The following is a 12,681-nucleotide window of genomic DNA, read 5'->3' on the forward strand; positions in this document are numbered from 1 at the left end:
AATTCGCCTCGCTTAAAGTTTAGCAGCCAGCTGAGACAGCATGGCGTTATGAGCTTCTGCGTCAACTTGCTGGTTCAGGATTTTTTCTGCACCAGTTACTGCCAAAGCAGCTACTTGTTGACGTAATTCTTCGCGAGCAGAATTGATTTCTTGATCAACAGCTTCTTTAGCCTGTTGACGAATACGCTCACCTTCAGCCGCAGCTTGAGTACGAGCTTCTTCGATCAATTGCGCTGCACGACGGTTCGCTTGTTCGATCAATTGAGCCGCTTGTGCTTTAGCTGCATCAAGCTCTTGCTTAACTTGCGCTTGTGCATCGGCAAGGTCAGCTTTCGCTTTTTCTGCTGCATTTAAGCCATCAGCGATTTTACGCTGACGCTCACTAATCGCATTGATTAGTGGTGGCCAAACAAACTTCATGCAGAATGCAACAAAGAATGCAAACGCAATCGCTTGACCAATCAATGTGAGGTTGATATTCATTGCAATTCCTCAAATAGTGGATTTAGGAATTAAGATGATTAACCTACAAATGGATTAGCGAAGATGAAGAACAAGCCAATACCAACACCGATCATAGGCACAGCATCAAGAAGACCCGCGATTAAGAACATACGAGTTTGAAGTTGTGGAGCCAATTCTGGTTGACGAGCAACAGCTTCTAAAAAGCGACCACCCAAAAGACCAAAACCAATCGCAGTACCCAAAGCACCGAAAGCGATCAAGATAGCAGATGCAATTGCAACTAGACCTAAAGTGAGTTCCATGAAAAATTCCTCAGAGGTTAGGTTATTACCAAATTAAATTAAAAAAATTCAGCCCAACCATCATTTGATAGTTAGGCAATACCATTAATGTTTTTCGCTTGCCATGCTCAAGTAAACGATGGTAAGCATCATAAAGATGAATGCCTGCAACGTGATTACAAGAATGTGGAAGATCGCCCAAGGCACAGACAACGCCCATTGAATCCAGAACGGCAATAAAGCAATTAGGATAAAGATCAACTCACCGGCATACATGTTACCGAATAGTCGGAGAGCTAATGAAATCGGACGAGCAAGGAATGTTACCAATTCCAAAATCAAGTTCACTGGAATAAGCAACGCTTTTGCAACTGGATTACTTGGGTTAAATGGGTTAAGTGCCAACTCGCCAACGAAACCACCAACACCCTTTTCGCGGATGCTGTAGAACAAGATAAGTACAAATACAGATAAAGACATACCTAAAGTAATGTTTGGATCTGTAGATGGAACGATCTTGAAGTAAACGTGGTGAGGGTCCATACCAAATACGTTTGCACCTACAAACGCTGCAACTTGAGGAATCCAGTCAACTGGGATCAAGTCCATTAAGTTCATGAGGAAAATCCACACGAAAATAGTGAGTGCAAGCGGAGCGATTAAACGTGATTTGCCATGAAAAGTATCACGGACACTTGAGTCAACAAACTCAATGATCATTTCAATTGCAGACTGGAATTTAGTTGGAACACCTGCATTAGCAGCTTTCGCAACGATCCAGAACATCAAACAGAAAATCACACCAAGGCCAATTGACCAACCCATTGAATCCAAGTGAATTGCAGTGAACCCCATCGAATGAGCTTCTTCAGCAGTCTCAGCCAATTTCCATGTACCGTCTGGCATTTTGCCATAGGTCATATTGGTCAAGTGATGCTTGATATACTCTGTCGAAGTGAGGGCATGTTCTTCAGCAGCCATAAATCACACCTGGTCAATGTCAATTACTAAAAAGAAGGGAAACGAACATCGGCGCACTGTCGATATCTCGCTACCCTCCAAAAAATCTTCAATTCTTCTTGTTTCTACACCCGTTTTTGTAGACGTGACACCCAGAACGGAGCGACCCACGACATTGCCTGAACGAGAATAAAACCAAACAGCAATGCTAACGGTGATAAAGGTTTAACATTGCTCAAAATCAAAATAAATCCAACGATCATGATTGCAAATTTGCCTAACATGCCCCTATACATGTTAGACAGCACTTGTTTTGATGCTCGTGCACCTGCTGTTCTGAAGGATTGCCACGAAAAATAACTCGTCGCAAGCCAGCAGACCAACGCACCAAGTGCCGCACTTAATGCTGCTGTCATGTCTTTTATGCTCCACGCTACAAGAGCGGAAACAGGGATCATACATGCTTGTAAGAAGACCAAAGCTTTTGCTAATCGTCGGTCAATCAAGCGACTAGTTTGGCTCATTATTTATCCACTCACAGCATAAATGCTTGACAAGTTTAGCTGATGATCGCTTTTAATCGCAGGCATTATAGAGTTACACCCCTGAACATGCAATCTTTTCCCGACTTTAGTCGGGGTTTTTCATGACAGGTGGTGCTGACGCTACAGTCAGCCTTTGTTTACTTTTTATCTTACTTTTGCGTACTTAATACACATTTATCTGTTTTTATAGCCAGTTTCTTCCATGCAGTGACGAAATCATCCTCATTATTCATGCTCTCGTCTACTGGTTGAAAAGTAATGTTACCTAATTTTTGATATTGACTCTTAGTGGTAAAACTCTCTGCCAACAAACACATCTGTTTTTTTGGTCGACTATCATTAAGATACTTAATTTGAGCTGCTGTTGGTGCAACGTGAGGATCCTCTGTTAAAGCACCAGCGAATTTTAAGTTTAATGAACGCTCTAAATATTGATAGGCGTCATGATATGCCCAATATGGCTTACCATTACTTGAGCTATCATAGGCTTGTGCCGCCTGTAACATTTTACGGGCAAACACATTGGCATTATTCCAATACTTTGCCTTATTTTCAGGCTGTTGCTGAGAGCGTAAAGCAGCAATAAAGAAACCGATTCGAACTGCATTGTTTGGCTCTAACCATACATGAGTATCTACTGTATTAGGTAAAGCTGCACCACGTGTACTGCGCTGAGGCAAAACAGAAACGATACCACTATCTAATAGTGCAATTGCCTTTTTATTATTACCCAACAACTTATTTAAAGGCGCTTCATGCGCTTTACCCAACCAAATCACCAAAGAAGCATCATTAATTGCTTTACGATGTGCTGGGGTTAATTGTACGTCATGCCCCGTTTGCCCCTTTAATAAGAGTTGTGGTTCTTCAACACCCTGAGTGACTTCTTTTGCAATCAGATAAATCGGGTGTGTAGAAACCACCAAACCCTGACTCCACCCTAACGTACTCAAAAGCGAGAACATACTGAAAACAAAAAAACGGAACATGACAGACCATCAATTTAAATTAGCTCGAAGCATGTTATAATATAACAAAGTTACAAAAATACCTAAGATTAATCGAATGAAGCATCGCTTCATGCTAATATTCCGTTAAAAATTCGAGGTTATCCTTATGAGTTCCTGCTCGCATGAACATCATGATTCTTTGCATGGTGTGCATGATCACCATAATGTCGCAAGCCGTTTGGCTGAAGCAGAAAGTTTATGTTCTGCGACTGGCGCACGTCTTACACCTTTGCGCAAAGAAGTTTTGGAACTCATTTTAAATGCGTCGGGTCCAATGGGTGCCTATGACTTATTGGCACGTATAAAAAGTCAAACTGATCGCCCTGCTGCGCCTCCAACTGTATATAGAACTTTAGATTTCTTATTAGAAAAAGGGCTCATTCACCGCCTAACTTCTATTAATGCTTATATTCCTTGCTGCCACCCCCGTGAAGGCCACCAAGCAGCATTCTTAATTTGTACTGAATGTCATATGGTTAAAGAGGCCTCTTCCCAAGGTCTTACACACCAGCTTGACCAGCTTGCAGCTTCAGATGACTTCGTGGCTCAACACAGCATTATTGAAATTTCGGGGAAATGCCAACAGTGCCGCACAACTCCTTAAATCCTGTATTAATTCAGCTTGAGCAGGTTTCTGTTCATCGTGATGATCGGGATATATTAAAAAAAGTTGATTTTGCCCTACATCAAAATGAGATTGTGTCTTTAATTGGACCCAATGGTGCAGGCAAATCAACACTAATCAAAGTTCTACTCGGTATTCTCCAGCCGAGTAGCGGGCGTGTTATTAATCATAAAAAACTTAAAATGGCTTATGTGCCACAAAAGTTTAACCCGTCACACAGCCTACCTTTGCGTGTTCAAGACCTACTAGACCTAGAAAAATGCAGCACTGCCCTGCGTCAGGAAATTATTCAAGACACGGGTATTTCAAAGTTACAACAATCAAAAGTACAACAACTTTCTGGTGGAGAGCGCCAACGTGTACTTTTGGCTCGTTCTCTACTTCGCCAACCAGATATTTTAGTTCTTGATGAACCCATGCAAGGTCTAGACATTCAGTCAGAAGCGGAACTTTATGATTATGTCCGTAGTCTGCCAGAACGGTATGGGTGTGCGATCTTAATTGTTTCTCATGACTTACAATGGGTTATGCAAGGGACACACCGGGTAGTGTGTTTAAATAAACATATTTGCTGTAGCGGGCTACCCGAGAATATCCAACAACACCCTGAATATCAGGCAATCTTTGGAACTCAAAGGGTCTTCTATCAACATCATCATGATCATTGTGCTCACGGTGATGCTGCTCATCCCTGCCCTCATAATGACCGTCCTCACATTCACCCAGAACCGGAAGCTTAAGCCATGATGGAATGGTTACAATTATTGTTGCCCGCATGGATTATGGGAACCCTGCTGGTATTTTTGACCGCGCCTCTGGGTTGTCTGATGCTTTGGAGACGTATGTCTTTTTTTGCTGATACGATGGCGCACGGTACACTACTTGGGGTTGCTATTGCTGGAGCCTTAAGTCTTCCATTATGGCTTGGCGTTGCAGGTACGGCGGTTTTACTGGTCGGTGTTTTATGGGCTTTACATGACAATCGCTTACCAAACGATGCTCTACTCGCCTTATGTTCAGCGACATTACTGTGTAGTGGTTTATTGTTTATTCAACATGTTCCAAGTTTAAGACCAGAGCTTTTAAGTTATTTATTTGGTGACTTACTTAGCATTGATTGGCCCGACTTACCCGTTTTCACTTTAATTATTGCGATATCAATCGTGATTCTCTACCGTTTTTGGCAGCCGCAAATACAGTTTGCAATTGATCCGGATATCGCAATTAGTGAAGGGGTGAACGCAAACTGGCAACGTCTTATTTTTATGCTGTTATTGGCTTTATTTACAGTTTTAGCTTTGCGTGCTGTAGGTTCTTTGCTCATGGGGGCATTACTCGTGATCCCCGCTTTAAGCGCTCGTCTATTGGCAAATTCGCCAAAGCAAATGGTGATTTGGGCATTTGTGTTAGCCCAGCTCGGCGTTAGTGTCGGTTTATGGTCAAGTGCAGCACTCAATATCTCTACAGGCCTTAGTATTGTTTTATGTATGGCATTAAGTTTTGCTGTTATTTTTATAACTCAAAAACTAAAAAATCAGACACAGGCGACCTAGATTAGGACGCCTGATGAACTGTGCTCAATAATAAAGCCGCACAGCTAAACATCACAGCAAAGCCCCGATTTAAATATTTTTGCTGTCTAGGGGATCGAAGTAATCTTAAAACCTTTGATGCCAGTCCCGTATATCCTGCCATTACTATCAAATCAATCGTAATCATAGTAGCCGCCATAATTAGATATTGTATCCATTGAGGCTTACTCAAATCTAAGAACTGCGGCAAAACTGCCAATAAAAATACGATCGCTTTAGGATTACTAATATTGATCACAAAGCCTTTTAATAACAGAGCTAAAGCAGACTTATCTCTTTTTTCTTGTTGAATTTCTATATCTTTTACAGGTGCTGTCCACTGCGAATATGCTAAATACAATAAATAAGCTACGCCGAACCATTTAACAAACTGAAAAGCTAAAGGAGTTGTTGCAAATAGGACACCTACACCTGCTGCCACCACCATGATTTGAAGCAGCAAAGCAATTTGCATCCCAATCACATTCCAGTAACCATGTCTAAAGCCATAATTTAGACCACTCGACATTGAAGCAATAGCTCCAGCACCCGGAGAGATGCTAATGACCCAACAGGCCAACATATAGGCAAACCAAACTTGCAAAGACATAGTAAAAATAGACAATAAAAGTGGAATTATACCGTTTTATAAAACGATATTGATGAGAATTCAAACAATAAAATCAAGAAATAGACTACTAACCGCTCTTCGCATCAGGCACAATAATTAAAGCTCATACTAAATTATAATTGAGGAGATACCTTCCAATGACTGCTCAATCTGTCATTTTGCCGTTGCCATCAGATCATGCGCGTTTTATTGTTCTTCGTTTAAAAGACTTATCGATTGATGAATTAAAAGAACAACTCGAAGGGTTGTTTGAAGCACGCGACCGTCTCATTACTCAGCATTCAGACGCGCAAATTAAAACAGCAGTCGCTTTTGGTCCAGAACTTTGGAAGCAACTTTATAGTCAATCTCCTGCTGGCTTTAAACAACTTGAACCAGAAAATGGCGCATTTAACATGCCAGTCGTACCAGCTGACGTTCTCATCCATATCGCGAGTATGCGTTCTGACATTTGTTTTGCATTGAGCCAAGCCTTTTTTGAAGGTATTAAAGATAAAGTTGAAGTCCTTGATGAGCGTGTTTGCTTCCGCTATTTTGATGGCCGAGATATTACAGGCTTTATAGACGGTACAGAAAATCCTCAATTTCCAGATGACCGTGCAGAAACAGCCCTATTACCAGAAAGCGCGGGAGTTTTTGCTGATGGCAGTTTCATTTTCGCGCAGCGTTATGCACACGACTTAGAAAAATGGAAAAAACTAAAAGTTGATGCTCAAGAAAATGTTATGGGTCGTACCAAGCTTGAGTCAATTGAACTTGATGATGATGTTAAACCAGAAAATGCCCATGTCGCCCGTACTGTTGTCGAAGATGATGAAGGCGAAGAAATGGAAATCTTGCGTCATAGTTTGCCGTATGGCGACGGACGTGGTGATCAAGGTTTATTTTTCATTGCCTACACCAAGGACCTGAACATTATTGATGCCATGTTAAAACGTATGTTCGGTACAAGTGGAGATGGTATCCATGACCGCTTACTGCATTTCGTGACACCACTTGATGGCGCATATTACTTTGCACCTAGTGAAGAATTACTCGAAGAAATTTTAGAAGACTAAAATAAAAAAGAGGAGCTTAAGCTCCTCTTTTTACGTTCTCAACCTTAGAAAGGAATACGCTTATATTTGCGATATTCAGGTTTCCAGAATGATTGATCAATTTTCTGCTTAAGCAAATCATCACTAATCGTTACAGCCACGCCATCTGCCATTGCAGCTTTCGCAACTTCAAATGCAATCACTTTAGACACTTGTTGAATTTCACCTAACGGTGGCAATAAATCAGCTTGTGGATCTTTAAGCAATGGAGAACAATTTGCTAAAGCACTACTTGATGCCATGAGCATATTTTCAGTAACGCGTTTAGCACCCGATGCCACTACACCTAAGCCAATGCCCGGGAAAATATACGAGTTATTACACTGAGAAATATTATAAAGCTTGCCGTGATGATTCACAGGAGCAAACGGACTACCTGTTGCAATTAATGCTCTACCTTCAGTCCATTCCACAATATCAGCCGGTACAGCTTCAACACGTGAAGTTGGGTTAGACAATGGCATGACAATTGGACGTTCACAATTCGCCGCCATGGTCTTGATAATCTCTTCTGTGAACAGACCTGGTTGACCAGAAACCCCAATTAACACTGTAGGCTTAGCATTTTTAACAACATCAAGGAGTGAAATCACTTCTTCAATATTGCCCCACTGATCAACCACCTCAGCTTTTTGCGCTAACTTGCGTTGGAAATCCAATAGGTTTGGCTGATTTTCGGTAATCAAACCAAAGCGATCCACCATATAAACACGTGCACGTGCTTCAGCGTCCGTCAAACCTTCAGCAACCATTTGCGCAACAATTTGCTCTGCAATACCGCATCCCGCAGAGCCCGCGCCTAAGAAAGCAATTTTTTGATCTTTTAATTGCTTGCCTGCTGCACGACTTGCAGCAATCAAACTACCTACAGATACCGCTGCTGTTCCTTGAATATCATCGTTAAAACAACAAATTTTATCGCGATATTTTTCTAAAAGTGGCATCGCATTTTTTTGTGCGAAATCTTCAAATTGAATTAATGCTTTTGGCCAACGACGCTTTACAGCTTCAATCACCATATCGACAAATGCGTAATATTCATCACCACTAATACGTGGCTGACGCCATCCCATATAGATTGGGTCATTTAACAATTGTGGATTGTTCGTCCCTACATCAATTGTAATTGGCAATGTATACGCTGGGCTAATTCCACCACAAGCGGTATAAAGTGAAAGTTTCCCAATAGGAATACCCATACCACCAATACCTTGGTCACCAAGACCTAAGATACGTTCACCATCAGTAATGACAATCACTTTTACATTATTTTTATTTACGTTTTGCAAAATATCATCAATCACATCACGATCTGGATATGAAATAAAAACACCACGATGACGACGATAGATATCGGAGAAACGCTGACATGCTTCACCCACGGTTGGGGTATAAATAATCGGCATCATTTCTTCAAGATGATTTTCGATTAAATGATAGAACAAGGTTTCATTGGTATCTTGGATATTACGCAGATAGATGTGACGGTTAATATCGTCAGTAAAAGCGCAATACTGCTGATAAGAGCGCTGGCTCTGCTCTTCAATAGTTTCAATAATATGGGGGAGTAAACCGTGTAAGTTAAAGTTACTTCTTTCTTCTTCAGTGAAAGCCGAACCTTTATTTAAAAGGGGTAACTCTAAAAGTGTAAAACCTGCATATGGAATATAAAGGGGATGTTTACTTGGGTGTCCTGATATCATTGCCTATCTCATTTTCCAGCTTAGAGTAGAGAAAAACACGTTTTGTATGGTCTCTAAAACTCTTTGTGCGTATAAGCTTAAGCCTAATTCGTTCAAAATAGATATTTTAAACCGTGATGTCAAAATTAAACACTATTTAGTTAAAACATGTTTAAAAATAACCAATAAAAATCAACACCTTATTATTTTTATATTTTTAAAAATTTCTTTTATTTACTCATTTTTAAAAGCCATAACTATATGATTTATTAGTGAGAGGTATTTCCACATGAAATAATCTTGAATTTAACACCTATTTTATAAATCAAAACTACCCAAAAGGTTTGTAATTCTTAATTTTCAGAATAATAAGGCTATTCACCAGCCAACATTCATTAAAAAAATAATCATCAGGAATTTGCATAAAGAATTAGTGGAATATTAAATCCTCTCCCCCAAGTCATCGGAAATTTGCTATATTTGACGTTTTTCTGCGACATCTATTTTCGATTGATATGAATACGGCAATACAAGCAGCTCTCGACCATGCAGTGCAAACTCTTCAACAAGAAGGGGTGCTTCCTTCCGACTGGAAAAACACAAGCAACTTAACACGCACCAAAGACCGAAGCCATGGCGACTTTGCTTCTAATATTGCCATGATCGGTTCGAAAGCTGCTGGTATGAAACCACGCGATTTAGCTGAGAAAGTTCTAGCTGCATTACCAGAAGTGGCCGATATCAGTAAAGCTGAAATTGCAGGTCCCGGATTTATTAACTTCTTTTTAAATGCAGACCAGCGCTTTGCTATTCTTGACCAAATTCAGGCGCAAAAAGAAATTTTTGGTCGTAGTCAAGCAAATGCAGCGAAAAAGATTCAAGTTGAATTTGTTTCTGCAAACCCAACGTCTAGTCTACATGTAGGTCATGGACGTGGTGCGGCATATGGTATGACTGTTGCTAATTTACTTGAAGCAACGGGTGCTAAAGTTGACCGTGAGTACTACGTGAATGATGCAGGCCGTCAAATGGACATTTTGGCGACTTCTACTTATTTACGTTATTTGGAATTACTTGGACAGAACCTTGTATTCCCTAAAAATGCATATCAAGGCGATTACGTTAAAGAAATCGCGCAAAGTATTATTGATAAAGATGGCGATGCTTACGTTCGTGAAGTTGCGAATGTTTATAAAGATGTACCAGAAGATGTGCAATATGCTGAAGAGCTAGATAGCGAAGGCAACAAAGTTGTGTTATCTGGTGATAAAGAAAAGCATATTGATGGCCTTATTGCCAACTCACAACAATTGTTAGGTGAAGGCTACCGCGTATTCCACCAAGCAGCGCTTCATGCCATTTTAGATGATATTAAAGATGACCTTGCGGACTTTGGTGTAACATTCAATCAATGGTTTAGTGAAGCATCTCTTAGCGCGAAAATTGATGAAGCTTTAGAAACCCTAGATCAACGTGGCTTCCTTTATGAAAAAGATGGCAACATCTGGTTTAAATCGACTGAATTTGGCGATGAAAAAGACCGTGTTGTTAAGCGTCGTAATGGCCAAACCACTTACTTTGCATCTGACATTGCATACCACTTAAATAAATTACAACGTGGTTATACTGACCTTATCGATATTTGGGGTTCTGACCACCATGGCTATATTTCTCGCGTAAAAGCGGCAATTGATGCAATGGGTTATGACTCTAAAAAACTAACTGTACTTTTAGTTCAATTCGTAAGTTTATGGCGTGGCGGCGAGATGGTTCAAATGTCATCTCGTTCAGGTCAGTTTGTGACTTTACGCGACTTACGTAAAGAAGTTGGCAATGACGCAGCTCGTTTCTACTATGTGATGCGTAAGAGTGAACAACACATTGACTTTGACCTCGACCTTGCTGTTTCACAAAGTAAAGACAATGCTGTGTACTATATTCAATATGCACATGCACGTATTTGCCGTATGTTAGAAAAAGCAGCAAGCACAGGCCTACAATTTGATGTGAATACTGCTCGCCCACATGCAGCACGCTTATCTCTTGATGCAGAAACCGAGATTCTTGCTAAACTGGCAGCTTACCCAGATGCGGTAGTACGTGCTGCAAATGCATATGAACCTCATCAGGTTGGTAACTACTTAAAAGAGTTAGCTGCACTGTTCCACGGTTGGTACAATGAACATAAAGTATTAAGCGATGATGCAGAGCTTACACAAGCCCGTTTATTACTTTCAATCAATGTACAACAAGTGTTGCGTAATGGTTTAGAATTACTTGGTGTATCTGCACCAGAATCTATGTAATAAATATATTGCATGACATCGAAACAAAGGTTATGCAATATAGTAAGCGGTGGTTTGTACAGTTAAACTATCAGTACAAACCCCTGTTTTTAGCATCGTAAGACGAGAATCAAACTCGAATTAAAAAACAATCAAAATACAGAGGAATAATCCACGTGTTTGGCAAAACGCAACGCGGTGTATCTGAAAGACCTAATAAGCCTAAAAAGCCCCTAATTCCCAAATGGTTAGGGACACTTGTCGCTATTTTGGCGGTCTTATGTATCGCTGTAATGCTTATGCTTTGGAAACCTTGGCAACCTGTTCCTGCGAAAAATCAGATTACCTCTGAGCATTATCAAGAAGAAGATACCAATAAAGACTATCGTTTCTACGATCTATTACCTCAGCAACAGGTTACTCCTATTCCTGAACAAGCAATCCCTGAAAGTAAAAATCAAGGCACTGCTATGATTGTTGAGGCACCAAGCACAACTCAACCCGCTGCCTCTGAAAGTGTAGGAATTGATCCTAATCAATCAGCTACTATTCTTCAGCAACCTACTTATATTTTACAAGTTCGTAGTTATAACGACCCTGATCAGGCCGATGCCCGCCGTGCAGAAATCATTTTAAATGGCTTATCTGCTGATGTAGTTAAAAGTACTGAAAATGGCCAAACATGGTATCGTGTTATTTCTGGACCTTATGATACTCAAGAAGCTGCATTGGCTGCTCAGCAGACCTTACAACACAGCGGTATTGACTCCATCGTGATCAAACGTAAGTAAAGTGAAAATAAAAAAGGAACAAATATTTGTTCCTTTTCTTTTAAATATCAGCGCAATTCCTTTCATTAGAACCAATTCCCTTTTGTCTCGCTTTTTGAAACGCGGGTCTTTGCTGAATACGATGTAAAAAAGCTTGAATATGAGGGTATTTACCCTGTAAGCGGGATTGTAAAGCTTCCAAAGGAAAGCTCATTTGAATATCAGCAAATGAAAAATCACCTGCGAAATATTCATGCTCTGCCAAATAGTTTTCTAAAAAACTAATATGATCTTTCATACGTGGGCGAACAAAATTTGCCTTTACCCCTTCCGTGATTTTTTTAGCTACGGGCTGAATTAGCCATGGCACATGCTTGTTTACACTATTCATGACCAAAGTCATGACTAATAACGGCATAAGCGAACCTTCTGCATAGTGCATCCAGTAAATATACTGCTGTAAATCTTGAGGATCGGTAGGTTTAAATTGTTGCTTCTGATCATAACGCTGCTGTAAATATTCTAAAATCACAGCTGATTCTGCGATGACTTGTTCATCATCAGTCAAAATCGGAGCTTTACCTAAAGGATGAATACATTTCAATGTTTCTGGAGCGGAATAGTTAGGTAGGCGTTGATAATAATGAATATCATAATCTAAGCCCAACTCTTCTAAAGCCCATAAAATTCGAAACGATCGCGAACATTCCAGGTGGTGTACACTAATCATGTTATTGCCTGCTTTTATTTTTCTTTTTT

General features: G+C 40.3%; 14 protein-coding genes. 6 read left to right on the forward strand and 8 right to left on the reverse strand.

Going from position 1 to position 12,681, the window contains the following annotated elements:
- Window positions 1–12: 12 nt before the first annotated feature.
- The 5 genes from HLV59_RS17680 to HLV59_RS17700 form a co-directional block, all read right to left on the reverse strand.
- Window positions 13–483, reverse strand: coding sequence for a F0F1 ATP synthase subunit B (locus HLV59_RS17680; protein WP_001024691.1), 471 nt, complete (start codon window positions 481–483; stop codon window positions 13–15).
- A gap of 38 nt (window positions 484–521) precedes the next feature.
- Window positions 522–767 carry a F0F1 ATP synthase subunit C gene (gene atpE, locus HLV59_RS17685; RefSeq protein ID WP_000424060.1) on the reverse strand — a complete coding sequence of 82 codons (246 nt, stop codon included), beginning with the start codon at window positions 765–767 and terminating at the stop codon, window positions 522–524.
- A gap of 84 nt (window positions 768–851) precedes the next feature.
- Window positions 852–1,727, reverse strand: a complete 876-nt coding sequence (gene atpB / locus HLV59_RS17690; RefSeq protein ID WP_002114072.1) for a F0F1 ATP synthase subunit A — start codon at window positions 1,725–1,727, stop codon at window positions 852–854.
- Window positions 1,728–1,831: 104 nt separating this feature from the next.
- Entirely contained in the window at window positions 1,832–2,230 is a 399-nt protein-coding gene (locus HLV59_RS17695) for an ATP synthase subunit I (protein WP_002114124.1), read from the reverse strand.
- 170 nt (window positions 2,231–2,400) lie between these two features.
- On the reverse strand, window positions 2,401–3,240 hold the full coding sequence (locus HLV59_RS17700) for a metal ABC transporter solute-binding protein, Zn/Mn family (protein WP_171430474.1): 840 nt from the start codon (window positions 3,238–3,240) through the stop codon (window positions 2,401–2,403).
- Between the two features lie 127 nt (window positions 3,241–3,367).
- On the opposite strand from HLV59_RS17700, the gene HLV59_RS17705 reads away from it, so the two are divergent.
- Genes HLV59_RS17705 through znuB form a run of 3 tightly spaced genes read left to right on the forward strand, consistent with a single transcriptional unit; the run spans window position 3,368 to window position 5,439 of the window.
- Window positions 3,368–3,865 (forward strand): transcriptional repressor, encoded by a 498-nt coding sequence (locus HLV59_RS17705; protein ID WP_002114130.1) that lies wholly within the window; start codon window positions 3,368–3,370, stop codon window positions 3,863–3,865.
- Window positions 3,838–4,626, forward strand: coding sequence for a zinc ABC transporter ATP-binding protein ZnuC (gene znuC, locus HLV59_RS17710; protein ID WP_031947104.1), 789 nt, complete (start codon window positions 3,838–3,840; stop codon window positions 4,624–4,626). Before HLV59_RS17705 ends, znuC begins: the two co-directional genes overlap by 28 nt.
- A 3-nt stretch (window positions 4,627–4,629) precedes the next feature.
- Window positions 4,630–5,439: a zinc ABC transporter permease subunit ZnuB gene (gene znuB / locus HLV59_RS17715; RefSeq protein WP_016144046.1), complete on the forward strand. Its 810-nt coding sequence runs from the start codon at window positions 4,630–4,632 to the stop codon at window positions 5,437–5,439.
- 1 nt (window position 5,440) lies between these two features.
- Here the strand turns inward: znuB and HLV59_RS17720 are convergent, their stop codons facing one another.
- On the reverse strand, window positions 5,441–6,067 hold the full coding sequence (locus HLV59_RS17720) for a LysE family transporter (RefSeq protein ID WP_031947103.1): 627 nt from the start codon (window positions 6,065–6,067) through the stop codon (window positions 5,441–5,443).
- A 158-nt stretch (window positions 6,068–6,225) separates the two neighbouring features.
- Between HLV59_RS17720 and HLV59_RS17725 the strand changes: the two genes are divergently transcribed.
- Window positions 6,226–7,146 (forward strand): Dyp-type peroxidase, encoded by a 921-nt coding sequence (locus HLV59_RS17725; protein ID WP_057105002.1) that lies wholly within the window; start codon window positions 6,226–6,228, stop codon window positions 7,144–7,146.
- Between the two features lie 44 nt (window positions 7,147–7,190).
- Here the strand turns inward: HLV59_RS17725 and HLV59_RS17730 are convergent, their stop codons facing one another.
- Window positions 7,191–8,888, reverse strand: a complete 1,698-nt coding sequence (locus HLV59_RS17730) for an NAD-dependent malic enzyme (protein WP_171430475.1) — start codon at window positions 8,886–8,888, stop codon at window positions 7,191–7,193.
- A gap of 494 nt (window positions 8,889–9,382) precedes the next feature.
- On the opposite strand from HLV59_RS17730, the gene argS reads away from it, so the two are divergent.
- A complete protein-coding gene (gene argS, locus HLV59_RS17735) occupies window positions 9,383–11,173 on the forward strand; it encodes an arginine--tRNA ligase (RefSeq protein WP_016142509.1) in 1,791 nt (596 codons plus the stop codon).
- Window positions 11,174–11,328: 155 nt separating this feature from the next.
- Entirely contained in the window at window positions 11,329–11,943 is a 615-nt protein-coding gene (locus tag HLV59_RS17740) for an SPOR domain-containing protein (protein WP_171430476.1), read from the forward strand.
- A gap of 40 nt (window positions 11,944–11,983) precedes the next feature.
- Here the strand turns inward: HLV59_RS17740 and HLV59_RS17745 are convergent, their stop codons facing one another.
- Window positions 11,984–12,652 carry a glutathione S-transferase family protein gene (locus HLV59_RS17745; protein ID WP_016144040.1) on the reverse strand — a complete coding sequence of 223 codons (669 nt, stop codon included), beginning with the start codon at window positions 12,650–12,652 and terminating at the stop codon, window positions 11,984–11,986.
- Window positions 12,653–12,681 lie beyond the last annotated feature (29 nt).

This window comes from Acinetobacter lactucae, assembly GCF_013122135.1.
Classification (GTDB): domain Bacteria; phylum Pseudomonadota; class Gammaproteobacteria; order Pseudomonadales; family Moraxellaceae; genus Acinetobacter; species Acinetobacter lactucae.

What these genes read in the sequence shown, in the direction of transcription:
- HLV59_RS17745 (WP_016144040.1), bottom strand. Translation starts at nt 12,652, where the DNA reads ATGATTAGTGTACACCACCTGGAATGTTCGCGATCGTTTCGAATTTTA.
- HLV59_RS17705 (WP_002114130.1), top strand. Translation starts at nt 3,368, where the DNA reads ATGAGTTCCTGCTCGCATGAACATCATGATTCTTTGCATGGTGTGCAT.
- HLV59_RS17700 (WP_171430474.1), bottom strand. Translation starts at nt 3,240, where the DNA reads ATGTTCCGTTTTTTTGTTTTCAGTATGTTCTCGCTTTTGAGTACGTTA.
- znuC (WP_031947104.1), top strand. Translation starts at nt 3,838, where the DNA reads ATGCCAACAGTGCCGCACAACTCCTTAAATCCTGTATTAATTCAGCTT.
- HLV59_RS17695 (WP_002114124.1), bottom strand. Translation starts at nt 2,230, where the DNA reads ATGAGCCAAACTAGTCGCTTGATTGACCGACGATTAGCAAAAGCTTTG.
- atpE (WP_000424060.1), bottom strand. Translation starts at nt 767, where the DNA reads ATGGAACTCACTTTAGGTCTAGTTGCAATTGCATCTGCTATCTTGATC.
- HLV59_RS17725 (WP_057105002.1), top strand. Translation starts at nt 6,226, where the DNA reads ATGACTGCTCAATCTGTCATTTTGCCGTTGCCATCAGATCATGCGCGT.
- argS (WP_016142509.1), top strand. Translation starts at nt 9,383, where the DNA reads ATGAATACGGCAATACAAGCAGCTCTCGACCATGCAGTGCAAACTCTT.
- atpB (WP_002114072.1), bottom strand. Translation starts at nt 1,727, where the DNA reads ATGGCTGCTGAAGAACATGCCCTCACTTCGACAGAGTATATCAAGCAT.
- HLV59_RS17730 (WP_171430475.1), bottom strand. Translation starts at nt 8,888, where the DNA reads ATGATATCAGGACACCCAAGTAAACATCCCCTTTATATTCCATATGCA.
- znuB (WP_016144046.1), top strand. Translation starts at nt 4,630, where the DNA reads ATGATGGAATGGTTACAATTATTGTTGCCCGCATGGATTATGGGAACC.
- HLV59_RS17680 (WP_001024691.1), bottom strand. Translation starts at nt 483, where the DNA reads ATGAATATCAACCTCACATTGATTGGTCAAGCGATTGCGTTTGCATTC.
- HLV59_RS17720 (WP_031947103.1), bottom strand. Translation starts at nt 6,067, where the DNA reads ATGTCTTTGCAAGTTTGGTTTGCCTATATGTTGGCCTGTTGGGTCATT.